The 23,955-nt window shown below is 60.5% G+C and carries 19 protein-coding genes and 1 tRNA gene; 16 read left to right on the forward strand and 4 right to left on the reverse strand.

The window, feature by feature from the left end:
- Positions 1-18 precede the first annotated feature (18 nt).
- Positions 19-1,044 (reverse strand): tRNA (adenosine(37)-N6)-threonylcarbamoyltransferase complex transferase subunit TsaD, encoded by a 1,026-nt coding sequence (gene tsaD, locus P2T68_RS33235; protein WP_024077728.1) that lies wholly within the window; start codon positions 1,042-1,044, stop codon positions 19-21.
- 203 nt (positions 1,045-1,247) lie between these two features.
- Here tsaD and rpsU point away from each other — a divergent pair, with 203 nt between their 5' ends.
- From rpsU to arsA, 6 genes are all read left to right on the forward strand, one after another.
- A complete protein-coding gene (rpsU, locus tag P2T68_RS33240) occupies positions 1,248-1,463 on the forward strand; it encodes a 30S ribosomal protein S21 (RefSeq protein ID WP_002551877.1) in 216 nt (71 codons plus the stop codon).
- A gap of 442 nt (positions 1,464-1,905) precedes the next feature.
- Entirely contained in the window at positions 1,906-3,876 is a 1,971-nt protein-coding gene (gene dnaG / locus P2T68_RS33245; RefSeq protein ID WP_069077159.1) for a DNA primase, read from the forward strand.
- Between the two features lie 67 nt (positions 3,877-3,943).
- On the forward strand, positions 3,944-5,794 hold the full coding sequence (gene rpoD, locus P2T68_RS33250) for an RNA polymerase sigma factor RpoD (RefSeq protein ID WP_024077730.1): 1,851 nt from the start codon (positions 3,944-3,946) through the stop codon (positions 5,792-5,794).
- A 124-nt stretch (positions 5,795-5,918) separates the two neighbouring features.
- A complete protein-coding gene (locus tag P2T68_RS33255; protein ID WP_277378823.1) occupies positions 5,919-9,662 on the forward strand; it encodes an EAL domain-containing protein in 3,744 nt (1,247 codons plus the stop codon).
- Between the two features lie 15 nt (positions 9,663-9,677).
- A tRNA-Ile gene (locus P2T68_RS33260) sits at positions 9,678-9,754 on the forward strand.
- Between the two features lie 252 nt (positions 9,755-10,006).
- Entirely contained in the window at positions 10,007-11,767 is a 1,761-nt protein-coding gene (gene arsA / locus P2T68_RS33265) for an arsenical pump-driving ATPase (RefSeq protein ID WP_277378824.1), read from the forward strand.
- Between the two features lie 62 nt (positions 11,768-11,829).
- On the opposite strand, the gene P2T68_RS33270 is transcribed toward arsA, so the two are convergent.
- On the reverse strand, positions 11,830-12,255 hold the full coding sequence (locus P2T68_RS33270; protein WP_024077733.1) for a VOC family protein: 426 nt from the start codon (positions 12,253-12,255) through the stop codon (positions 11,830-11,832).
- A gap of 112 nt (positions 12,256-12,367) precedes the next feature.
- Here P2T68_RS33270 and P2T68_RS33275 point away from each other — a divergent pair, with 112 nt between their 5' ends.
- From P2T68_RS33275 to pqqE, 10 genes are all read left to right on the forward strand, one after another.
- A complete protein-coding gene (locus P2T68_RS33275) occupies positions 12,368-13,237 on the forward strand; it encodes a LysR family transcriptional regulator (protein ID WP_024077734.1) in 870 nt (289 codons plus the stop codon).
- A 36-nt stretch (positions 13,238-13,273) separates the two neighbouring features.
- Positions 13,274-13,720: an Lrp/AsnC family transcriptional regulator gene (locus P2T68_RS33280; protein ID WP_024077735.1), complete on the forward strand. Its 447-nt coding sequence runs from the start codon at positions 13,274-13,276 to the stop codon at positions 13,718-13,720.
- A gap of 167 nt (positions 13,721-13,887) precedes the next feature.
- Positions 13,888-15,570 (forward strand): NAD(P)/FAD-dependent oxidoreductase, encoded by a 1,683-nt coding sequence (locus tag P2T68_RS33285; RefSeq protein WP_277379784.1) that lies wholly within the window; start codon positions 13,888-13,890, stop codon positions 15,568-15,570.
- Between the two features lie 10 nt (positions 15,571-15,580).
- Positions 15,581-16,375: a carbon-nitrogen hydrolase family protein gene (locus P2T68_RS33290; RefSeq protein WP_024077737.1), complete on the forward strand. Its 795-nt coding sequence runs from the start codon at positions 15,581-15,583 to the stop codon at positions 16,373-16,375.
- A gap of 48 nt (positions 16,376-16,423) precedes the next feature.
- A complete protein-coding gene (gene pqqF / locus P2T68_RS33295; RefSeq protein ID WP_277378825.1) occupies positions 16,424-18,805 on the forward strand; it encodes a pyrroloquinoline quinone biosynthesis protein PqqF in 2,382 nt (793 codons plus the stop codon).
- Between the two features lie 159 nt (positions 18,806-18,964).
- The gene (pqqA, locus tag P2T68_RS33300) at positions 18,965-19,039 is read left to right on the forward strand and encodes a pyrroloquinoline quinone precursor peptide PqqA (protein ID WP_003194766.1); all 75 of its coding nucleotides are present in this window, start codon (positions 18,965-18,967) and stop codon (positions 19,037-19,039) included.
- A 71-nt stretch (positions 19,040-19,110) separates the two neighbouring features.
- Positions 19,111-20,022, forward strand: a complete 912-nt coding sequence (gene pqqB, locus P2T68_RS33305; RefSeq protein ID WP_024077739.1) for a pyrroloquinoline quinone biosynthesis protein PqqB — start codon at positions 19,111-19,113, stop codon at positions 20,020-20,022.
- 11 nt (positions 20,023-20,033) lie between these two features.
- Positions 20,034-20,786 (forward strand): pyrroloquinoline-quinone synthase PqqC, encoded by a 753-nt coding sequence (pqqC, locus tag P2T68_RS33310; protein ID WP_024077740.1) that lies wholly within the window; start codon positions 20,034-20,036, stop codon positions 20,784-20,786.
- On the forward strand, positions 20,783-21,058 hold the full coding sequence (gene pqqD / locus P2T68_RS33315; protein ID WP_024077741.1) for a pyrroloquinoline quinone biosynthesis peptide chaperone PqqD: 276 nt from the start codon (positions 20,783-20,785) through the stop codon (positions 21,056-21,058). Before pqqC ends, pqqD begins: the two co-directional genes overlap by 4 nt.
- Positions 21,030-22,181, forward strand: coding sequence for a pyrroloquinoline quinone biosynthesis protein PqqE (gene pqqE / locus P2T68_RS33320; RefSeq protein ID WP_024077742.1), 1,152 nt, complete (start codon positions 21,030-21,032; stop codon positions 22,179-22,181). The genes pqqD and pqqE overlap by 29 nt, the downstream gene beginning before the upstream one ends.
- Before the next feature lie 5 nt (positions 22,182-22,186).
- On the opposite strand, the gene P2T68_RS33325 is transcribed toward pqqE, so the two are convergent.
- Positions 22,187-22,345, reverse strand: coding sequence for a YqaE/Pmp3 family membrane protein (locus tag P2T68_RS33325; RefSeq protein WP_024077743.1), 159 nt, complete (start codon positions 22,343-22,345; stop codon positions 22,187-22,189).
- A 182-nt stretch (positions 22,346-22,527) separates the two neighbouring features.
- Positions 22,528-23,796: an aminotransferase class III-fold pyridoxal phosphate-dependent enzyme gene (locus P2T68_RS33330; protein ID WP_069077144.1), complete on the reverse strand. Its 1,269-nt coding sequence runs from the start codon at positions 23,794-23,796 to the stop codon at positions 22,528-22,530.
- Between the last annotated feature and the right edge of the window lie 159 nt (positions 23,797-23,955).

The raw sequence follows: 23,955 nt of genomic DNA on the forward strand, positions 1-23,955 counted from the left end.
CCGGCTCACATCGCGCCATTACAACGGCGACAACTGCTCCATCGGCCAGCGCGCCTGCACGCTGATCGCCAGGCTTTCATGCTGCCCGGCCTGCAGGCGCTGGCAACCGGCATAGGCGATCATCGCGCCATTGTCGGTGCAGAACTCAGGGCGCGCGTAGAACACATCACCCTTCATGTCTCCAAGCATTTTTTCCAGCGAGGTGCGCAAGGCCTTGTTGGCGCTGACGCCCCCTGCAATCACCAGGCGCTTCATGCCGGCCTGTTTCAGGGCGCGCTTGCACTTGATGGTCAAAGTCTCCACCACGGCCTGCTGGAATGCCAGCGCGATGTCGCAACGGGCTTGCTCACTGTCGTCCCCGGCGCTGACGCTTTGCTGCCAGGTATTGAGCGCGGAGGTTTTCAAGCCGCTGAAGCTGAACATCAGGCCCGGCCGATCGCACATTGGGCGCGGGAAGGTATAACGACCCTGGATGCCTTTTTCTGCAAGACGGGCGATTTCCGGACCACCGGGATAATTGAGCCCCATCATCTTCGCGGTCTTGTCGAAGGCTTCGCCGGCGGCGTCGTCCAGGGACTCGCCCAACAGCGTGTATTGACCGATGCCATCGACCTGAACCAGCTGCGTATGGCCGCCCGAAACCAACAAAGCGACGAACGGGAACTGCGGCGGTGTTTTTTCCAGCATCGGCGCCAATAAATGGCCTTCCATATGATGCACACCCAGGGCAGGAATACCCCAGGCAAAAGCCAGCGCCTGGGCGCAAGAAGCCCCAACCAGAAGGGCTCCAACCAATCCAGGGCCGGCGGTATAGGCAATGGCATCGATCTCGGTGGGCACGCAACCGGCTTCATCCAGCACCTGGCGAATCAACGGCAGCATGCGCTTGACGTGATCACGGCTGGCAAGCTCGGGCACCACGCCGCCATAGGCGCGGTGCAGGTCGATCTGACTGAACAGCGCATCGGCCAAAAGCCCGCGTTCACTGTCGTAAAGTGCGACACCGGTTTCGTCGCAGGAGGTTTCAAGTCCCAGTACTAGCATGGGTTTGCGCCTTGTAGAGGCTGAATTCGAAGGCGCGCATAATAGTCGCCACTCCCCCTCCCGACTAGCGGTTTTCGATCAGAGGCTTTGCATTCCGGGCAATGAGGGGTTAACATCCGCAACCCTTAAAAACCGACGACCTCAGCCGCGAATTTTTTGCGACGAGAACGTTGATTCCCGGTAATGAAAGAAGGTAGCTCTGGATGCCAGCCGTCAAAGTAAAAGAGAACGAACCCTTCGACGTAGCTCTGCGTCGTTTCAAGCGCTCCTGCGAAAAAGCCGGTGTTCTGGCTGAAGTTCGTAGCCGCGAATTTTATGAGAAGCCAACTTCTGAGCGTAAGCGCAAAGCAGCAGCCGCTGTTAAGCGTCACGCCAAGAAAGTTCAGCGCGAACAGCGCCGCGCCGTTCGTCTGTACTAATACACAGACGTTCGTAGCAAGCTTCTGCCAAGCCCGGCCCTCAGCCGGGCTGTTGGCATTTGCGGATATCGCTTGATGCTTCATCGTCGACGCCGCCCATGCGACAGAGACACCGCTTCACACGTCAGGACTGGCTTTTCTGCCAGCGGTGCACGTCTCTTCTGACGAGCCTAACAAGGCTACTGACGAGCACACTTATTTTCAGGCAGGCGATCAACAGGTCGACTGTGCCCAGCGATGAGCTTCCGAGGCCCTCTATTGGCCAAGACCGGATGCCAGGGCAGCCTTTACACGCCGGACACTGATTGAAATTAACGTCAGTGAACGTTCGGCAGATACACTTCCATACAGCCCAAGCAGACGATTGATGGTCGAGCCACTCGATACGTACGCCTGAGCACTTCACGGGCCCTCAATTACACGCAGTGATGACGAGAACGCCATGGCCGGGCTGATTCCCCAGAGCTTTATTGACGACCTTCTGAACCGCACCGACATCGTCGATGTTGTCAGCTCGCGCCTGCAAATGAAGAAGGCAGGCAAGAACTACACCGCCTGCTGCCCGTTCCACAAGGAAAAGACCCCTTCGTTCAGCGTCAGCCCCGACAAGCAGTTCTATTACTGCTTCGGTTGCGGCGCGGGCGGCAATGCCCTCGGCTTTATCATGGACCACGACAACCTGGACTTCCCCCAGGCCGTCGAGGAACTGGCCAAAGCCGCCGGCATGGAAATCCCTCGCGAAGAAAGTGGCCGACCGCACAAACCGCGGCAACCCACTGACTCGCCGCTATACCCACTACTGACCGCCGCTGCGGACTTTTATCGCCAGGCGCTCAAGAGCCATCCGCAGCGCAAGGCCGCCGTCGATTACCTCAAGGGCCGTGGCCTTACCGGTGAAATCGCCCGCGACTTCGGTCTCGGCTTCGCCCCGCCAGGCTGGGACAACCTGTACAAACATTTGAGCAGCGACACCCTGCAGCAAAAAGCCATGATCGACGCCGGCCTGCTGGTGGAAAACGCCGAGACCGGCAAGCGCTACGACCGTTTCCGCGACCGCGTGATGTTTCCGATCCGCGATAGCCGCGGCCGGATCATCGCCTTCGGTGGTCGCGTGCTCGGCGACGACAAGCCCAAGTACCTGAACTCCCCGGAAACCCCGGTGTTCCACAAGGGACAGGAACTCTACGGCCTGTTCGAGGCGCGCAAGAACAATCGCAACCTCGATGAAATCATCGTGGTTGAAGGCTATATGGATGTGATCGCCCTGGCCCAGCAAGGTTTGCGCAACGCCGTGGCCACCCTCGGCACAGCCACCAGCGAAGAGCATATGAAACGCCTGTTTCGCGTAGTGCCCAGCGTTTTGTTCTGCTTCGACGGCGACCAGGCTGGCCGCAATGCCGCCTGGCGCGCCCTCGAAGCCACGCTGTCGAGCCTGCAGGATGGTCGCCGCGCACGCTTTCTGTTCCTGCCCGAAGGCGAAGACCCGGACACCCTGGTCCGCTCCGAAGGCACCGACGCCTTTCGCGCACGCATCAATCAACACGCGCAGCCGCTGGCGGATTATTTCTTCCAGCAACTGACTGAAGAAGCCGACCCGCGCTCTCTCGAAGGCAAGGCCCACATGGCCACCCTCGCGGCGCCACTGATCGACAAGGTTCCAGGCGCCAACCTGCGCACCCTGATGCGTCAACGCCTGCTGGAAATCACCGGCTTGAGCGGCGAAGCGGTCAGCCAGCTGGTGCACAGCGCACCACAGGACGCACCGCCCGCCTACGACCCTGGCATGGACTACGACGCCATGCCGGACTATTCCGACTTCCACCAACCGCAGGAGGCGTATGCGCCCCAGCAGGAGTGGACACCGAAGAAACCCGGCGCCGGCGGCAAGAAATGGGACAAGAAACCGTGGAGCAAGAACGGCAAGCGCGGTGATCGCGACGAGCCCTATGCCCCCCGTACACCGGTAGCCGTGGAAGCCCCGACGCTCATTGCATTGCGCACGTTGATTCATCACCCGCAATTGGCGGGCAAGGTCGAAAGCGCCGAGCATTTTGCCAACGAAAGCAATACCTACGCCCAGGTGCTGATTGCCCTGATCGAGGCAGTGCAGAAAAATCCTAAGCTAAACTCTATTCAGCTGATGGCTCGTTGGCATGGCACCGAACAAGGTCGCTTGCTCAAGGCACTCGCGGAAAAGGAGTGGCTAATTGACGGCGACAACCTTGAACAACAGTTTTTAGACACCATTACTAGGTTATCCGAGGGCCAGCACACGCAGACCCTCGATGAGCTCATCAAGAGAGCAAGGCAGCCGGGATTGTCGGCTGAAGAGCAAATTCAGATAGCAAAACAGATGCGCGACCTCTTAAAACAGAATGTTTCCGCATCAAACCCGACCTCAGCTGGCGTGTGAGGTCATAGCTCGGGTATAATCCTCGGCTTGTTTTTTGCCCGCCAAGACCTTCAGTGGATAGGGTGTTATGTCCGGAAAAGCGCAACAGCAGTCTCGTATCAAAGAGTTGATCACCCTTGGTCGTGAGCAGAAGTATCTGACTTACGCAGAGGTCAACGATCACCTGCCTGAGGATATTTCAGATCCAGAGCAGGTGGAAGACATCATCCGCATGATTAATGACATGGGGATCCCCGTACACGAGAGTGCTCCGGATGCGGACGCCCTTATGTTGGCCGACGCCGATACCGACGAGGCAGCCGCTGAAGAAGCCGCTGCCGCGTTGGCCGCGGTGGAGACCGACATCGGTCGCACGACTGACCCTGTGCGCATGTATATGCGTGAAATGGGTACCGTCGAGTTGCTGACACGCGAAGGCGAAATCGAAATCGCCAAGCGTATTGAAGAGGGTATCCGTGAAGTGATGGGCGCAATCGCGCACTTCCCTGGCACGGTTGACCACATTCTCTCCGAGTACACTCGCGTCACCACCGAAGGTGGCCGCCTGTCCGACGTCCTGAGCGGTTATATAGACCCGGACGACGGTATTGCGCCGCCTGCTGCCGAAGTGCCGCCGCCTGTCGACCCGAAAGCCGTGAAAGCGGACGACGATGCCGAAGACGACGATGCTGAAGCCAGCAGCGATGACGAAGATGAAGTCGAAAGCGGTCCAGACCCGATTATCGCTGCCCAGCGTTTCGGTGCGGTTTCCGATCAAATGGAAATCACCCGCAAGGCCCTGAAAAAGCACGGTCGCGCCAACAAGCTGGCGATTGCCGAGCTGGTAGCGCTGGCCGAGCTGTTCATGCCGATCAAGCTGGTACCGAAGCAATTCGAAGGCTTGGTTGAGCGTGTTCGCAGTGCCCTTGAGCGTCTGCGGGCACAAGAGCGTGCGATCATGCAGCTCTGTGTTCGTGATGCGCGCATGCCGCGTGCCGACTTCCTGCGCCAGTTCCCGGGCAACGAAGTTGACGAAAGCTGGACCGATGCACTGGCCAAGGGCAAGGCGAAATACGCCGAAGCCATTGGTCGCCTGCAGCCAGACATCATCCGTTGCCAGCAGAAGCTGACCGCGCTTGAGACCGAAACCGGTCTGACGATTGCCGAGATCAAGGACATCAACCGTCGCATGTCGATCGGTGAGGCCAAGGCCCGCCGCGCGAAGAAAGAGATGGTCGAAGCGAACTTGCGTCTGGTGATCTCCATCGCCAAGAAGTACACCAACCGTGGCCTGCAATTCCTCGATCTGATCCAGGAAGGCAACATCGGCTTGATGAAGGCTGTGGACAAGTTCGAATACCGTCGCGGCTACAAGTTCTCGACTTATGCCACCTGGTGGATCCGTCAGGCAATCACTCGCTCGATCGCCGACCAGGCCCGCACCATCCGTATTCCGGTGCACATGATCGAGACGATCAACAAGCTCAACCGTATTTCCCGGCAGATGTTGCAGGAAATGGGTCGCGAACCGACTCCGGAAGAGCTGGGCGAACGCATGGAAATGCCTGAGGATAAAATCCGCAAGGTATTGAAGATCGCTAAAGAGCCGATCTCCATGGAAACCCCGATCGGTGATGACGAAGACTCCCACTTGGGTGACTTCATCGAAGACTCGACCATGCAGTCGCCAATCGATGTCGCCACCGTTGAGAGCCTTAAAGAAGCGACTCGCGACGTACTCTCCGGCCTCACTGCCCGTGAAGCCAAGGTACTGCGCATGCGTTTCGGCATCGACATGAATACCGACCACACCCTTGAGGAAGTCGGTAAGCAGTTTGACGTGACCCGTGAGCGGATCCGTCAGATCGAAGCCAAGGCGCTGCGCAAGTTGCGCCACCCGACGCGAAGCGAGCATCTACGCTCCTTCCTCGACGAGTGATCCCAGAACCCCCGGCCCAGGCCGGGGGTTTTGCTGTGTGCCGATAAAATTCCCCGCGCGCCCCTCTCCCCCCCGCAATGCCCGTCTACACTCGAAACATTCCCCGTGCCATAACGAGACCGTTATGCCCAGATTGCCGACCGTGATACTGCTGTCGCTGCTGACCTGGACCGCAACGGCTGGCGCGTTGACTCTCACTGATGATGAGCGTGGCTGGTTGGCGGACCATCAGGAGCTGCGCCTGGGGGTGGACGCGTCGTGGCCGCCCTTTGAGTACCGTGATGAAAACGGCCGCTACCAAGGCTTGGCGGCAGACTATGTGCGGTTGATCCAGGACCGCCTCGGCGTCAGGATCAAACTGATCGAGCCGGAGAACTGGAGCGCCCTGCTGGAGCTAGCCAGGCAAAACAAGCTCGATCTGCTGCCCGGCATCATGTCCACCCCGGAACGCCAGAGTTTTATGGCGTTCACACGCCCTTACCTGGATTTTCCCATTGTCATCCTCGCCCATGAAGGCGGTGCACAACCACGCAACCTGAAGGAGCTCTATGGCCTGAAGATCGCCGTGGTGGAAAACTACGCCCCCCATGAGCTACTGCGCACCCACCACCCTGACCTCAATCTGGTGGCTCTGCCCAATGTGAGCTCGACGCTGCAGGCGTTGGCCACTGATGAAGTAGACGCCGTGGTCGGCGATCTGGCTTCCAGCGTCTGGAGCCTGCGCCAGCTCAAGCTCGACGGTTTGTACGTCAGCGGCGAGACACCCTACCGCTACCAACTGGCGATGGGCGTACCTCGGGATGACAAAATGCTGGTGAGCATCTTGGACAAGGTTCTCGCCGACCTCAGCCCAGATGAAACTCAAGCGATTCAGCAACACTGGGTCGGCAGCCTCACCGATCACCGCACCTTCTGGTCAGACCTGCTGACCTACGGCCTGCCGGCGGTACTGCTATTGAGCACGGTGCTGGCCATCGTGATTCGCATCAACCGCCGCCTCAGCTCAGAGATCTCTCGCCGTGTCGCCCTCGAGCAGGAGCTGCGCAGCAGCGAATACCACTATCGCGGCCTGGTCGAAAGCCTGTCCGCCATAGCCTGGGAAGCCAGCGTCAGCGATTTCACCTACAGCTACGTGTCGCCGCATGCCGAAGAGTTACTCGGCTATCCTCGCGCCCATTGGCTGATTCCCGGCTTCTGGCGCAACATCATTCATCCTGCCGACCTGACACGTACCGAAGCGTATTGCTTGCGCGAAACCCGCGCCAACCGTGATCACAGTGTTGATTACCGAGTAATCACGGCCGATGGCCGCTGCTTGTGGGTCCGCGATATTGTCAGCCTGATCGAACATGGCCATGAACCGGTGCTGCGTGGCTTGATGATCGACATCAGCGACGCCAAGCGCACCGAAGAGGCGCTGCAGCTGTCAGAGCAAAAGTTTGCCTCGGTGTTCCAGCAGTGCCCGGATATTCTGGTGATCGCACGGATGTCCGATGGCTGCCTGCTGGAGGTCAATAAAGCATTCGAGGACCAGGTTGGCCTGAAGGCCAAGGACGCGATTGGTAAAACCGCCACCGAGCTGAATATCTGGGGCATCCCCGGTACCGGCCCGGATCTGTTGCAACAGGTGCAGACCACCAGCATCCGCAACCTGGAAATGCCTTTTCTGCGCAGCAATGGCCAAGCGTTTACCGGCCTGATTTCGGCCGAACCCTTCCAACTCGACACTATCGAAGCGCTGGTGGTCGTGGTGCGTGATATCACCCAACTCAAGGAAACCCAGCAACAGCTGCAAACCTCCGAAGAAAAATTCGCCAAGGCCTTCCATGCCTCCCCCGATGGTTTACTGCTGAGCCGTCAAAGCGATGGCCTGCTGATCGAGGTCAACGAGGGGTTCAGCCGCATTACCGGCTTTACCAGCGCGACGTCCCTGGACCAGTCGACCCTGGACCTGGGCATCTGGGTCGACCTCAACGAACGCAAACACATGATCGAGCTGATGCAGCGCGACGGGTTTGTCCGCGACTTCATCTGTCACATCCGCCGCAACGACGGGCAGACTCGGCTTTGTGAAGTGTCCAGCCGCCCGCTGCCCATTGGCGGTGATGACTGCATGTTGACCATCGCTCGGGACATCACCGAACGCCAACAGATGCAGGAAAAACTGCAACAGGCCGCGACGGTTTTCGAAAGCACCGCCGAAGGCGTATTGATCACCGACACCCGGCAGAACATCAGCGCCGTCAACCGCGCCTTCAGCGAAATCACCGGCTACAGCGAAGCCGAGGCCCTCGGCCACACGCCGCGCCTGCTCGCCTCGGGCCTGCACGACAGCGCCTTTTATGCCGCCATGTGGCACCAGTTGACTGCGCATGGGCACTGGCAAGGCGAAATTTCCAACCGTCGCAAGAACGGTGAGGTGTATCCCAGTTGGCTGACCATCAGCGCCGTGCGCAACCGCGACCAGTTGATCACGCATTTTGTCGCCGTGTTCGCCGACATCTCCAGCCTCAAGCACGCCCAGGCCCGCCTCGACTATCAGGCACACCACGACCCCCTGACCGGCCTGCCCAACCGCACGTTGTTTGAAAGTCGGTTACAGGCCGCCATCAACTGCCAGCAGGAAACCGGCAGCCAGGGCGCGGTGCTGTTCCTCGACCTGGACCGCTTCAAACATATCAACGACAGCCTCGGTCACCCCATCGGCGACCTGCTGCTCAAGGACATCGCCGTACGTCTCAAGGAGCAGTTGCGCGACATCGACACCGTCGCACGCCTGGGGGGTGACGAATTCATCATCCTGCTGCCCGGCCTGCAACAAGCCAGCGATGCACAACACTTGGCCAACAAACTGCTGGACTGCTTCACCCCGCCGTTCCAGGCCGGTGAACACGAGTTCTTTATCAGCGCCAGTATTGGCACCAGCCTCTACCCCCAGGACGGCACCGACGTGGCCACCTTGGTCAAAAACGCCGACGCCGCGATGTACCGCTCCAAGGCCAAGGGCCGTAACCGGGTCGAAAGCTACACCCGCGACCTCACGGCCCAGGCCAATGAACGCGTAGCGCTGGAGCACGAACTGCGGCGCGCCATCGAACGCGATGAATTGAGCCTGTATTACCAACCAAAACTGAGCCTGCTCACGCAGGAACTGATCGGGGCCGAGGCACTGATCCGCTGGCACCACCCGACATTCGGCGATGTAGCGCCGGAACACTTTATCGCCCTGGCCGAAGAAAACGGCATGATCCTGCAGATTGGCGACTGGGTGCTGGAACAGGCGTGTCGACAAATGCACGCCTGGCAAACCGCCTTCGATGGCTTCGGCCCCCTGTCGGTCAACCTCGCCGGCGCCCAACTGCGTCACCCCAACCTGCTGTCACGTATCGAACAATTGCTGCGCGAGTACCACCTGGAACCCGGCTGCCTGCAACTGGAGATCACCGAGAACTTCATCATGAGCCAGGCCGAAGAAGCCCTCGATGTGCTGCATCAGCTCAAGCACCTGGGCGTACAACTGGCGATTGATGACTTCGGCACCGGCTATTCGTCCCTCAGCTACCTCAAGCGCCTGCCCCTGGACTTCCTGAAGATCGACCAATCCTTCGTCCGCGGCCTGCCCGACGACCCTCACGACGCCGCCATCGTGCGCGCCATCATCGCCCTCGGCCACAGCATGCAATTCACCATCATCGCCGAGGGCGTGGAAAATTCGGCGCAGCAAGCCTTCCTTGCCGCAGAGGGCTGCGAACAGATGCAAGGCTACATCGTCAGCCTGCCTCTCCCCCCGGAGCTGTTCGCCGCGACCTTTCTTCGTATGAGCGTTGAGGATTTTTCGGATAGCACAGCGGAGAAACCATCGCTATAATCCGCGACCTACTAAGGGCCTATAGCTCAGTTGGTCAGAGCAGAGGACTCATAATCCTTTGGTCCACGGTTCAAGTCCGTGTGGGCCCACCAACTCCAAAGCCGCGCATTGCGCGGCTTTTGCGTTTCTGGCGTATCGACCTCATATACAGTCCAACGGTCCAAGTGATCGTGACCGAAGGTTATCGCCGGAGGAAGAACGCCTTCTGCTCGCCGCCGTGAATCGACATAGCAACCCTATGTTGGGCTAAACCTGTCCGCTTGATTCATAAAATAAACTGAGGGGGCAGAACATCGGTCTAAACTCTGAGCCTCAGTTGTGCTCCGCGGGGAGGCCAGCACGCCATGCAACCCACCATCAAACTGCTCGATCAACCCACCAAATATATGTTCTTCACTGGCAAGGGCGGAGTGGGCAAAACGTCGGTCTCCACTGCGGTATCAATCGCCTTGGCTGATGCAGGCAAGCGGGTGTTGTTGGTTAGTACAGACGCCGCCTCGAACCTTGATGAGATGCTCGGTGTCGAGTTGAGCAATCAGCCTGTAGCAGTGCCGGAGGTGCCAGGGATGTTCGTGCTGAACATCGACCCCGAGGCCGCCGCCATCGACTACCGAGCCCGGGTAGTCGAGCAAATGGGCTCCCAGGCCAGCGATCAGGATATTGCTCTGGTACGCGAACAACTTTCGGGGGCATGCACGACCGAAATCGCAACCTTCGATGAGTTTGCCCACCTCCTGTCAGAAGGCGCAGCAGCCTACGATTATGTCGTGTTCGATACCGCGCCCACGGGGCACACGCTCAGACTGTTGAGCCTGCCAAAAGCGTGGAGCGGTTTTTTGGAGGGCAATGACCGTGGCGCGTCATGCCTGGGGCCGCACTCGGGTTTGAAAATGCAGGAGCAGCTTTTCAAGCAGGCGTTGGCGGCGCTCAACAATTCAGCCCTGACCACCGTTGTGCTAGTCACTCGCCCTGACAAAGGCGCGCTCGACGAGGCTGCGCACTCCTCCGACGAGCTCCGTGACTTGGGTCTGGTCAACCAGCGTTTAGTGGTAAACGCGGTGTTCAAACGCAGCGATTTGAATGACCCGATCGCAGCAGCGATCGAGGCTGTTGGCCAACGGGCGCTCGACCAGATGCCAGCTTCACTGCGCCAGCTTTCAGCCGACTATATTTCGCTCAAGGCCGTAGATTCCGTTGGTTTGCCCGCGCTTCGCGGACTGCTTGCCCCGGAGCCTGCCAGGCCAACAAGTACTGCAACTCAAGCGCCCTCACGCCTGGAACATCACACGCTCTCGGAGCTGATCGCCGAGCTTGCGAATGATGAACGCGGGTTGATCATGGTCATGGGCAAAGGTGGGGTTGGCAAAACCACTATTGCCGCCGCCGTCGCCCTGGGCCTGGTGCAGCACGGCAAGTCCGTGCACCTGAGCACCACTGACCCTGCGGCGCATCTGGCCGTGACCCTCAATGCCGATGTGAAAGGGCTTAGCATTGGCCGCATTGACCCTAAGGTCGAGACCCAAAAATACGTAGACAAGATCGTGGCGTCCCGCGCGCCGACCCTGACGGAAGCTGAAATAGCCTTGCTCATCGAGGACCTTCGCTCCCCCTGTACCGAAGAGGTCGCCGTCTTCCACGCGTTCTCCCGCGTGGTTTCTCAAGCCAGGACCTCGTTCGTGGTACTGGACACCGCCCCCACGGGGCATTCCTTGCTACTGATGGATGCCACAGGCGCCTATCACCGCCAGATGCTTCGGGAATTCAAAGGCCGAGCCTCGGACCATATCGTTACGCCATTGATGCGCCTGCAAGATACCAACTACACCAAAATTCTCCTTGTGACGCTGCCCGAAGCCACACCTGTGTCTCAGGCGGCAGCGCTGCAAGATGACTTGCGCAGGGCCAACATCGAACCGTATGCATGGGTGGTCAATAAGTCACTATTGGCTACAGCCACCACCGACCCGCTGCTGCGCGCGCGCCTGGATAGCGAGCAAAAACAGATGACGCGAGTAGCCGACCAAACCAGCCATGCTGTCATTGTGGTTCCCTGGACGGCGGAGCCGCCTGTTGGCGTCGCTGCGTTAAAGCACCTGCTGGATTGATACGCCAGCGTCGGCTCGACGCTGCGTCTCTACTGGAAGAAAGACCGTGCGAAATACAGTCATCACTTCGCAAACAACTGCCCCATATCCCGAAACGCCTTGAACTCCAGCGCATTCCCGCACGGATCAAACAGGAACAACGTCGCCTGCTCCCCCACCTGCCCCTTGAACCGAATGTGCGGTTCCAACACAAACTTTGTCTCCCGCGCCTGCAAACGCTCGGCCAGGGCATGCCAGTCTTCCCAACCCAGCACCACGCCAAAATGCGGGACCGGCACGTCGTGGCCGTCCACTGCATTGGTATGCGCCGCTGCTTGAGAGGCGGTTTTCGGGTGTTCGTGGATGACCAATTGGTGGCCGAAGAAATTGAAGTCAACCCAGTGCTCGCTCGACCGCCCCTCCTCCAGGCCAAAGACTTCAGCGTAGAAGTGCCGCGCGGCGGCCAGGTCGAATACCGGGATTGCCAGGTGAAAAGGAGCCAATGCCATCAGGTCAAACCTCTGTGGGTATTAGATGCGTCGAGTTTAGCCTTGCTCCAGATGATGAAAAGACGATAATTTTTGCGCCGAGCTCAAATTATTTCGATGAATCGAGACGTCCATGCTGCGTGAATTGAAGACCTTTATTGCGGTAACCCGCCATGGCACGTTTGCGGCGGCGGGCATGCATATCGGGCTGACGCAGTCGGCGGTGAGTGCACAGATTCGCCAGCTGGAGCAGGTGCTGGGGATGCAATTGTTCGATCGCACGGGACGCCAGGCCACCCTGAATGCCGCCGGCATTCGCGCCTTGCCGCTGGCCAAGGAGATCCTGGAGACCTTCAACCGCATGGCGGTGCCGGTGGATGCCAACGAATACCGGGGCGAGTTGAAAGTCGGCGCGATCACCACGGCGCAAACCGGCCTGTTGCCTCAGGCGCTGGTGCGCTTACGCCAAGCCGCGCCGACAGTGGAATGCAAATTGGTGCCCGGGGTCTCCCTTGAGCTGCTGAGCCAGGTCGACGCCGGCGAGCTGGACTCGGCGATCATCATTCGCCCGCCCTTTGACTTGCCCAAGGAGTTGCATGTACGCGTGCTGCGCAAAGAGCCGTTCGTACTGATCGCGCCTCAGACCGTCGACGGCGATGACCCTTTGCAATTGCTCGGCACACAGCCACACGTACGTTATGACCGCGCTTCGTTTGGGGGGCGATTGGTCAGCCGATTTCTGCGTGAACAAAAGATAGAGGTACAGGTAGCGCTCGAGCTGGACGAGCTGGAAGCCATCGTGAAGATGGTCGAGTGCGGCCTGGGCGTGTCGTTGATTCCCCAGGCGGGCCTGTGGCTGGAGCGCTCGCCCAAGGTGCGGATTATCCCGCTGGGTCATCTGACCTTTTACCGCGAGATCATCCTGTTGAGCCGCTACAGCCAACGCCACCTACCGGTGCCGCAGCTGTTCGCCCGCTGCCTGCTCGCCGACGCAAGCCTGTAACATGCCACCCCATCGCCGCCCGTATCGGAGCCTCCCTTGCACGCCCTAGATGAAATCGATCGCCAATTGATCGCCGCTTTGCAGATCAACGCTCGCGAAAGCGTCGCCATGCTTGCCCGGCAGTTGGGTATCGCGCGCACCACGGTGACGTCGCGCCTGGCGCGCCTGGAAAAAACCCAGGTGATTACCGGTTACGGCGTGCGCCTTGGCCAGCGGGTCGTGGATGGCGGTTTGCAGGCTTATGTCGGCATCACCGTGCAGGCACGCTCGGGCAAGGACGTGCTGCGCAGGCTCAGCGCCATGGCTCAGGTCCAGCAGCTATGCGCCGTGAGCGGCGAGTTCGATTACGTGGCCTGGCTGCGCACCGATTCGCCGGAGCAGTTGGATCAACTACTGGACCAGATCGGCAGTGTCGACGGCGTGGAGAAAACCACCACCTCGATCATCCTCAGCAATAAATTGGACCGTGGCCAGCCAATCTGACCATCTACTTCGTCATATTGACCAAAAACAATCCAAACCGACGACAGTTTGCGTCTTATTAACGAGCGCTACGCTGCCTAAACTGGCTGCCATCTTTTCCTATACTCAGCGGGTCGCTTCCCGCCGAGTCGTCAGTAAGGTCAGCCATGAGCATTCCTTCCAGCACCATCAGCAAAAACAACCGCCACCCGGTCGACGGCAAGAAGCCCATCACCATCTTCGGCCCGGATTTCCCGTTCGCCTTTGATGACTGGATCGAACACCCAGCAGGCCTGGGCAGCATTCCCGCAGCCAACCATGGCGCCGAAGTGGCGATCGTCGGCGCCGGGATTGCCGGGCTGGTGGCCGCTTATGAACTGATGAAGCTGGGTTTGAAGCCCGTGGTATACGAAGCCTCGAAGATGGGTGGCCGCCTGCGCTCCCAAGCCTTTGAAGGCGCCGAAGGCATCATCGCCGAGCTGGGTGGCATGCGTTTCCCGGTATCGTCCACGGCGTTCTATCACTACGTGGACAAACTGGGCCTGGACACCAAACCCTTTCCCAACCCACTGACCCCGGCCTCCGGCAGTACGGTGATCGACCTGGAAGGCCAGACCCACTACGCACAAAAGCTCTCTGACTTGCCGGCACTGTTCCAGGAAGTGGCTGACGCCTGGGCCGATGCCCTGGAAGCCGGTTCGCAGTTCGGCGATATCCAGCAAGCCATCCGCGACCGTGACGTGCCACGCCTCAAAGAACTGTGGAATAAACTGGTGCCCTTGTGGGACGACCGCACCTTCTACGATTTTGTCGCCACCTCCAAGGCGTTCGCCAAGTTGTCGTTCCATCACCGCGAAGTGTTCGGCCAGGTGGGTTTCGGCACGGGCGGCTGGGACTCGGATTTCCCCAATTCCATGCTGGAAATCTTCCGCGTGGTGATGACTAACTGCGACGACCACCAGCACCTGGTGGTCGGCGGCGTGGCGCAAGTGCCCATGGGCATCTGGCGCCATGTGCCGGAACGTTGCGCCCATTGGCCAGCCGGTACCAGCCTCAGTTCATTGCACAGCGGCGCGCCACGGGCCGGGGTCAAGCGCATTGCCCACGCGCCCGGTGGCCGGTTCGCAGTCACCGACAACTACGGTGACACCCGCGAATACGCGGCGGTACTGACCACCTGCCAGAGCTGGTTGTTGACCACCCAGATCGAATGCGATGAAACCCTGTTCTCGCAAAAGATGTGGATGGCCCTCGACCGTACGCGCTACATGCAGTCGTCGAAAACCTTCGTGATGGTCGACCGCCCGTTCTGGAAAGACAAAGACCCGGAAACCGGCCGCGACCTGATGAGCATGACCCTCACCGATCGCCTGACCCGTGGCACTTACCTCTTCGACAACGGCGACGACAAGCCGGGCGTGATCTGCCTGTCGTACTCGTGGATGAGCGACGCCCTGAAAATGCTCCCGCAGCCCATCGACAAGCGGGTGAAGCTGGCCCTCGACGCGCTGAACAAGATCTACCCGAAAGTCGACATCAAGGCGCGCATCATCGGCGACCCGATCACCGTGTCCTGGGAAGCCGACCCGCATTTCCTCGGGGCCTTCAAGGGCGCGCTGCCCGGCCACTATCGCTACAACCAGCGGATGTACGCGCACTTCATGCAGAAGGACATGCCCGCCGAACAACGAGGGATTTTCATTGCCGGCGACGACGTATCCTGGACCCCCGCCTGGGTGGAAGGCGCCGTGCAAACCTCGCTGAACGCGGTGTGGGGCATCATGACCCACTTCGGTGGCAGCACCCATCCAGAAAACCCAGGGCCGGGTGATGTGTTCGATGACATCGGGCCGATCGCCCTGCCCGAGTAAGGAGTTGACCATGCGTGTCGCCCTGTACCAATGCCCGCCCTTGCCCCTGGATGTGGCGGGCAACCTCAAGCGCCTGCACAAACTGGCGCATGAGGCGTCCGGCGCTGATGTGCTGGTGCTGCCGGAGATGTTCCTGACCGGCTACAACATCGGCGCCGAGGCCGTGGGCGCACTGGCCGAAGCGCAGAATGGCCCATCAGCCCATGCGATTGCCGAACTGGCACGCAGCGCGAAGCTGGCGATTCTGTACGGCTACCCGGAGCGAGCCGAGGATGGGCAAATCTACAACGCCGTGCAATTGATCGACGCCAATGGGCAGCGCCTGTGCAACTACCGCAAGACGCACTTGTTTGGCGACCTGGATCATTCGATGTTCAGCGCCGGCGAGGATGATTTCCCGCTGGTGGAACTCAACGGCTGGACGCTCGGATTCCTCATCTGCTACGACCTGGAGTTCCCGGAAAACACCCGGCGCCTGGCCCTGGCCGGTGCCGAACTGATCCTGGTGCCCACGGCCAATATGGTGCCGTTCGACTTTGTTGCCGACGTCACCGTGCGGGCACGGGCCTTTGAGAACCAGTGCTACGTGGCCTACGCCAACTATTGCGGGCACGAAGGCGAGATCCATTACTGCGGACAAAGCAGCATCGCCGCGCCCAATGGCCAGCGCATCGCCCAGGCCGGCCTGGATGAAGCCTTGATTGTCGGCACGCTGGAACACCAATCGATCCTCGACGCCCGCGCCGCCAATCACTACCTGCAAGACCGTCGCCCCGAGCTCTATGGCACGCTGTACAAGCCCTGACCTGATGGGTTTGCTAGCATAGGCGCTTCCTACGTTTCGGAAGTGCCCATGCCTGCGCCGGTCCATCCTCACCACTCTCATCTGACCCTGGCCAATGGTTTGCGGGTTTCCCTGCGTCATGCCCCGCGCCTGAAGCGCTGCGCCGCGGCCTTAAGAGTGGCTGCCGGCAGCCATGACGTCCCGTTGGCGTGGCCAGGCCTGGCGCATTTCCTGGAACACTTGCTGTTTCTGGGCACGGCGCGGTTCACGGGTGACGAAGGCCTGATGAGCTACGTGCAGCGCCACGGCGGCCAGGTCAACGCCAGCACGCGCGAGCGCACCACGGACTTTTTCTTTGAGCTGCCGGTATCGGCCTTCGACGATGGGCTGGAGCGGCTGGCGGACATGCTGACTCACCCGCGCCTGATGCTGGAAGACCAACTGCGCGAGCGCGAGGTGCTGCACGCGGAGTTCGTCGCCTGGTCCGAGGATGCCAACGCACAGCAACAAGTGGCACTGCTGCAAGGCGTCGCCGCCAATCATCCACTGCGGGGTTTTCATGCCGGCAATCGCGATAGCCTGCCGCTGGAAAGCGAGGCATTCCAGCAAGCGTTGCGGGCATTTCACGCGCACTTCTATCGGAGCGGGCAGATGACGTTGAGCCTTGCCGGCCCACAATCATTGGCGCAACTGGAAGCCTTGGCGCAGCGGTTCAGTGACGCACTGACATCGGGGCCCCTGCATCCGCAGGACGCCCCACCCGCCTTGATGGCCGGCCTGGCGCGCGGTTATCAACACACTGCTGGCAATCACCTGCATCAGGTCATCACCTGCGCAGCACCCCGCGAAGCGCTGGATTTCCTGTGCCTCTGGCTTAATACCTCGGCGCCGGGCGGTCTGCTTGCCGAAGTGAAAACGCGACAACTGGCCACCGCGCTGCATGCCAGCGTGGTTTATCACTTCAGCGGGCAAGCGCTGCTGGATATCGACTTTACCCTGGGCACCCAACGCGGCTCCGCACCACAGATCGAGACACTGCTGCACGACTGGCTGAGCTTTTTCGCCCACAGCGACTGGACACCCTTGCGCGAAGAGTTCGCCTTGCTGAACGCGCGCCAACAACAGACCCTGAGCGCACTCGCCTTGGCGCGACATGACAGCGACGGCCTGGAGCCACAACTGTCGGAACACAGCGCCACCGCCCTCAAGGCCATGCTCGACGCCCTGCAACTGGCGCCCTCCCGGCACACCTGGCAGCTCCCGCCGAACAACCCGTTCCTGCGCCCGCCTGCCAGGGACGAACGCGCCGGTTTGATCCGTGGCCAGACCAGCGCCCATCGCGGCTTGCGCACCTTCGCCCAGGACCGCTCACGGGGACGCAGGGAAGTGTCGGCTCTGACCTTCAGCCAGGCCCTGGCGAATGACAGCGGCGAAGGCGCTTTATACCTGCACTGGCAATTTGACTCTCCCGTGCCAGCAGGGCTGGAAAGCACATTGCAGCCCTTGCGCACGAATGCCCGCCAGGCCGGGGTCGAATTGTCTTTCGAAACGACCGGCAACGATTGGCTGCTGAAAATGGTCGGCCTGCATGAGCCCATGCCGGCCGTGCTGGAAGCGGTGGCACATCGCCTGCACCAGCCGTTGGAGGCGCCCTGCGCAGCGCCCACTATGATCGCGATTCGAGCATTGCTCAGCGCCCTGCCGGCGTGCTGCGCCGGCAGCCCGCCCAAGGCCGGTGAGCCATCGGCGTCGTGGGCCAACGCAGGTTGGCACGGGCTGGGCTGCGGTTTGTCCGCCGCGTATGAAGCGGCGATCAAAACCGCTGCCGCTCGCTTGCCCGGGCAGCCCGTTAACAGCGAGCACGTCCCCCCAAGCCTCAGCGGTCAACAGCTGTGGCATGAGGTAAAGACCGATTCCAACGACGCCGCCTTGCTGCTGTTTTGCCCGACACCCACATATTCCCTGACGGATGAAGCGTCATGGCGACTGCTCGGGCACTTGCTCCAAGGCCCGTTCTATCAACGTCTGCGCGTTGAATTGCAGCTGGGCTACGCCGTATTCAGCAGTGTCCGACAAATCAACGGGCAAACCGGCCTGTTGTTGGGGGTGCAGTCCCCCAGTGTTTCCCTTGAAGGGATCGTGGATCACCTCCAGGCGTTTCTTGCCCAACTGCCGGCATTGATCGACAGCAACGACGACCTGGGCCAGCAACCCTTGGCGCAACAATTCACAGCACAGGCGCTGCCCATCGCCCAAGCCGCCGAACTGTTGTGGCACGCGCGCCTGGCAGGCCATCCGTCGGATTACCTCTCACAGTTGCAACAAGCAATCCTGACCCGCACCCGCGAAGACCTGCAGTACGCCGCCCAACAATTGCAGCTCGCCGCGGGCGGCTGGCGCTGCGTCGCCAATGGTCCGCGCATCAATGCTGCCTGGCAGACGGTGCAGTGATCATTGCCGCCCCTGCAATAGGCTTTTTCCACCAAGACAGCGCTAACTTGAAAAGAATTCGGTAACATTCCCACGCACACATCTGAACATCTCCGACTGGAGGTGGACTATATGTATTACTTGGTAGTAAACGTCCCATCCCTTCGTAGGAGTAAGAATATGACCTGGTCCAAACCTGCTTACACTGATCTGCGCATCGGTTTCGAAGTGACCATGTACTTCGCCAGCCGCTGATTGGCTGGGTAAGATTACGCCTCGGCTCGTCCGGGGCGTTTTTGTTTTCAGCTTTGCTTGATGGAGCGGCCATGTTTGTCCAGATTCTAGGTTCCGCCGCCGGCGGCGGCTTCCCGCAGTGGAACTGCAACTGCGTGAACTGCGCAGGCTTTCGTGACGGCAGCCTGCGGGCGCAGGCACGCACCCAGTCGTCCATCGCGATTTCCGACGATGGCGTCAATTGGGTGCTGTGCAATGCTTCGCCGGATATTCGCGCGCAACTCCAGGGCTTCGCGCCCATGCAGCCCGGTCGCGCACTGCGCGATACCGGCATCAGCGCAATCATCCTGATGGACAGCCAGATCGACCACACCACCGGCCTGTTGAGCCTGCGCGAAGGCTGCCCGCACCAGGTGTGGTGCACCGACATGGTCCATGAAGACCTGAGCAGCGGCTTCCCCCTGTTCACCATGCTCACCCACTGGAACGGCGGCCTGGCCTGGAACCGTATCGAGCTGGACGCCAGCTTCACCATCCCCGCCTGCCCCAACCTGCGCTTCACCCCGCTGCCGTTGCGCAGCGCCGCGCCACCCTATTCGCCGCACCGCTTCGACCCGCACCCGGGCGACAATATCGGCCTGATCGTCGAAGACCTGCGCACTGGCGGCAAACTGTTCTACGCCCCAGGCCTGGGTAAAGTCGATGCGCCGCTGCTGGAGATCATGGCCGGCAGTGATTGCCTGCTGGTGGATGGCACGATGTGGGACGACGATGAGATGCAGCGCCGTGGCGTCGGCACCCGCACCGGTCGCGAGATGGGCCACCTGGCACAGAACGGCCCCGGTGGCATGCTCGAAGTGCTGGAACAATTGCCGAAGCAGCGCAAAGTGCTTATCCATATCAACAATACCAACCCGATCCTCGATGAAGACTCCCCCGAACGAGCGGAACTGGTGCGGCGCAATGTCGAAGTGGCTTACGACGGCATGAGCATTGAATTGTAGGAGCTGACGACATGACTGACACACCGTTGACACCCGTCGAATTCGAGCACGCCCTGCGGGCCAAGGGCGCCTTCTACCATATCCATCACCCATACCACGTGGCGATGTATGAAGGCCGCGCCACCCGCGAGCAGATCCAGGGCTGGGTCGCCAACCGTTTCTACTACCAGGTGAATATCCCGCTGAAAGACGCCGCGATCCTGGCCAACTGCCCGGACCGCGAGATCCGCCGCGAATGGATCCAGCGCCTGCTCGACCACGATGGCGCCCCCGGTGAAGATGGCGGTATCGAAGCCTGGCTGCGTTTGGGCCAGGCTGTCGGCCTCGACCCGGACCAACTGCGCTCCCAGGAACTGGTGCTGCCCGGCGTGCGCTTTGCGGTGGACGCCTACGTCAACTTTGCGCGCCGCGCCAGCTGGCAGGAAGCCGCCAGCAGCTCGCTGACCGAGCTGTTCGCACCGCAGATCCACCAATCACGCCTCGACAGCTGGCCACAGCATTACCCGTGGATCGACCCCACCGGCTATGAGTATTTCCGCACCCGCCTGGGCCAGGCCCGACGCGATGTGGAACACGGGCTGGCGATCACCCTGCAGCACTACACCACCCGTGAAGGCCAGGAGCGCATGCTGGAAATTCTCCAGTTCAAACTGGACATCCTGTGGAGCATGCTGGATGCCATGAGCATGGCCTACGAACTGAATCGCCCGCCGTATCACAGCGTGACCGAGCAGCGGGTCTGGCATAAAGGGATCGCCCTATGAGCTTTGATCGCAGCAAAAAACCGACCTGGCGCCAGGGCTACCGCTACCAGTACGAACCCGCGCAAAAAGGCCATGTGTTGCTCTACCCCGAAGGCATGATCAAGCTCAACGACAGCGCCGCGCTGATTGGTGGGTTGATCGACGGTGAGCGCGACGTGGCGGCGATCATCACTGAGCTGGATAAACAATTCCCCGGTGTGCCTGAGCTGGGTGATGACATCGAGCAATTCATGGAGGTCGCCCGTGCCGAGCACTGGATCACCCTTGCCTGAAAAACCGGCGATCGGCCTGCCGCTGTGGCTGCTCGCCGAGCTGACCTACCGCTGCCCGTTGCAATGCCCGTATTGCTCCAACCCGCTGGACTTTGCCGAGCAAGGCAAGGAGCTGAGCACCGAGCAATGGATCAAGGTGTTTCGCGAGGCTCGTGAGATGGGCGCCGCACAATTGGGGTTTTCCGGCGGTGAGCCGCTGGTGCGCCAGGACCTGGCCGAGTTGATCGCTGAGGCGCGCAAGCTGGGCTTCTACACCAACCTGATCACCTCGGGCATCGGCCTGACCGAGCAGAAGATCAGCGACTTCAAGAAAGCCGGCCTGGACCATATCCAGATCAGCTTCCAGGCCAGCGACGAACAGGTAAACAACCTGCTGGCCGGTTCGAAAAAAGCCTTCGCGCAAAAGCTGGAAATGGCCCGTGCAGTGAAGGCGCACGGCTACCCGATGGTGCTGAACTTCGTCACCCACCGGCACAATATCGACAAGATCGACCGCATCATCGAGCTGTGCATCGCGCTGGAGGCGGACTTTGTCGAACTCGCCACCTGCCAGTTCTACGGCTGGGCGCAGCTCAATCGTGTGGGCCTGTTGCCGACCCAGGAGCAACTGGTGCGCGCCGAACGCATCACCAACGAATACCGCGCCAAGCTCGAAGCCGAAGGCCACCCGTGCAAGCTGATCTTCGTCACCCCGGATTACTACGAGGAACGCCCGAAAGCCTGCATGAACGGCTGGGGCAGTATCTTTCTGACGGTAACACCCGACGGCACCGCCCTGCCTTGCCATGGCGCTCGACAGATGCCGGTGCAGTTTCCCAATGTGCGCGACCACAGCATGCAGCACATCTGGTACGACTCCTTCGGCTTCAACCGCTTTCGCGGCTATGACTGGATGCCCGAGCCGTGCCGTTCATGCGATGAAAAGGAAAAGGACTTCGGCGGCTGCCGCTGCCAGGCTTTCATGCTCACGGGGGATGCGAGCAATGCCGACCCGGTGTGCAGCAAGTCCGAGCAACACGGCATCATCCTTCAAGCACGGGAAGAAGCCGAACATGCCACCCAGACCATCGAGCAACTGGCCTTTCGCAATGAGCGCAACTCACGGCTCATCGCAAAAGGCTGACGACCTCAGCGCTTGGCGATGATGTACACGGCGTGGATGATGCCCGGGAAGTAACCGCACAAGGTCAGCAGGATGTTCAGCCAGAACGCGCCGGCAAACCCCACTTGCAGGAACACACCCAGTGGCGGCAGTAGAATGGCGATGATGATACGAATGAAATCCATGGGTCAGCTCCAAAAAGTCGGCTCGTGTGAGCCGTGTAGCTAATCGACCTTGGGGGTTCGTGAGGGTTCAGTGGGATCTGGCACCGGGCCATACCGAAGTGCACAGTCAAAAAAACGCCCCCAGCCGAAAAAATCAGGCTGGAGGCGACGCGTAGACCGCGAGACGGTTCAGGAATAAGGGGTTAAACGGCGATGCCCTTGCGGCATTGCAACTGCGCGGTGCGCACGCGGGAGAAAGCGCGGGCCAGGCGCAGGAGCATTTCGTCGATATTGCTCTTGCTCACCGTCAGCGCCGGCGTGAAGCGCAGGCAGTCGGGCTGCGGGGCGGTCAGGATCAAGCCTTCATGAAGTGCAGCTTTTACTACGGCGTCCGCAGAGTCATCCGACAGCGTCAGCCCCCACATCAGGCCGTGACCGCGCAGTTCGCCGTGATCGTAGCGATAAGCCAGGCGGGCCAGGCCTTCACCCAGGTAAGCACCCGACTCGCGCACATGTTCAAAGAAGCCGTTCTCCAACACAGTATCGAGGACCGCGACACCGGCCGACGCCATCAGCGCGTTGCCATGATGGGTGCCTTCCAGCTCCCCCACTTCAAAGCAACAGGCTTTGCCCCGCGCCAACAGCGCCGCCAACGGTACGCCGCCGCCCAGGCCTTTGCCGAGGGTAACGATGTCGGCCCGCACGCCGTACTGCTCTTGCGCGAGCAAGGTGCCGCAACGGCCGATGCCGGTTTGCACTTCGTCGAGGATCAGCAGAATCCCCAGCTCACGACACAGGCGCTCAACGCCTTTAAGGTAGTGATCGGTCGCCGGGATGACCCCGGCTTCACTCTGGATCGGCTCCAGCATGATGGCGACGGTGTGTGCATCGACCGCGGCGTGCAAGGCCGGCAGGTCGTTGAACGGCACATGGCTGAAACCCGGCAACTGCGGCTCAAAGCGGTTTTCCTGGGTGCTCGCCGAGGCCGACATCGCCGCAAAGCTGCGACCATGACAACCGTTGCTGGCACTGATGATTCGATACGCGCCACCGCGATACAACTGCCCCCATTTGCGCGCCAGCTTGATCGCCGCTTCGCAGGCTTCCGCGCCACTGTTGAGCAGATACGCCTGGTCGCTGCCGGTGCGATGACACAAGCGCTCGACCAGAGTGAGTTGGGCGCGATTGTGCAGGGCATTGCCGGGATTGATCAGGGATTGGGTCTGATCAGCCAGGGCTTTGATCAGGACCTGTGGGCTGTGGCCGAGGCTATTGGCGGCACTGCCCTGGCTGAAATCCAGGTAGGCACGGTCATCGCTGTCCCACAGCCAGGATGCCTGGCCACGTACAAAGACTTGTGGGGGGCGTGCCACGGTTGGCATCAGGCATTCGCCGGGGAGATCTTCATGGGGCGCGTCCAGGATCAGGTCATCCAGGCTCGCCGCGGGGCGACGCAAATTGAACAGGTTCACACTTTACCTCCCATGGCAACCACGCCTTGGTCGGTCCCACCGGCAAAACCCCACGAGAGGTTTTTTGCCTTGCCTATGCAAATACCATCAACATAAACGCTATTCATTGCCCGATCTGGCCCTGTAAGCCTTGTGGATAGGCGCTAGACTAGGCGTCTC

Source organism: Pseudomonas sp. G11, from assembly GCF_029457515.1.
In the GTDB taxonomy this organism is placed as follows: Bacteria; Pseudomonadota; Gammaproteobacteria; order Pseudomonadales; family Pseudomonadaceae; genus Aquipseudomonas; species Aquipseudomonas gorinensis.

Coding starts and splice junctions, on each gene's coding strand:
- tsaD (WP_024077728.1), bottom strand. CDS start 1,044: ATGCTAGTACTGGGACTTGAAACCTCCTGCGACGAAACCGGTGTCGCA.
- rpsU (WP_002551877.1), top strand. CDS start 1,248: ATGCCAGCCGTCAAAGTAAAAGAGAACGAACCCTTCGACGTAGCTCTG.
- dnaG (WP_069077159.1), top strand. CDS start 1,906: ATGGCCGGGCTGATTCCCCAGAGCTTTATTGACGACCTTCTGAACCGC.
- rpoD (WP_024077730.1), top strand. CDS start 3,944: ATGTCCGGAAAAGCGCAACAGCAGTCTCGTATCAAAGAGTTGATCACC.
- P2T68_RS33255 (WP_277378823.1), top strand. CDS start 5,919: ATGCCCAGATTGCCGACCGTGATACTGCTGTCGCTGCTGACCTGGACC.
- arsA (WP_277378824.1), top strand. CDS start 10,007: ATGCAACCCACCATCAAACTGCTCGATCAACCCACCAAATATATGTTC.
- P2T68_RS33270 (WP_024077733.1), bottom strand. CDS start 12,255: ATGGCATTGGCTCCTTTTCACCTGGCAATCCCGGTATTCGACCTGGCC.
- P2T68_RS33275 (WP_024077734.1), top strand. CDS start 12,368: ATGCTGCGTGAATTGAAGACCTTTATTGCGGTAACCCGCCATGGCACG.
- P2T68_RS33290 (WP_024077737.1), top strand. CDS start 15,581: ATGCGTGTCGCCCTGTACCAATGCCCGCCCTTGCCCCTGGATGTGGCG.
- pqqF (WP_277378825.1), top strand. CDS start 16,424: ATGCCTGCGCCGGTCCATCCTCACCACTCTCATCTGACCCTGGCCAAT.
- pqqB (WP_024077739.1), top strand. CDS start 19,111: ATGTTTGTCCAGATTCTAGGTTCCGCCGCCGGCGGCGGCTTCCCGCAG.
- pqqC (WP_024077740.1), top strand. CDS start 20,034: ATGACTGACACACCGTTGACACCCGTCGAATTCGAGCACGCCCTGCGG.
- pqqD (WP_024077741.1), top strand. CDS start 20,783: ATGAGCTTTGATCGCAGCAAAAAACCGACCTGGCGCCAGGGCTACCGC.
- P2T68_RS33325 (WP_024077743.1), bottom strand. CDS start 22,345: ATGGATTTCATTCGTATCATCATCGCCATTCTACTGCCGCCACTGGGT.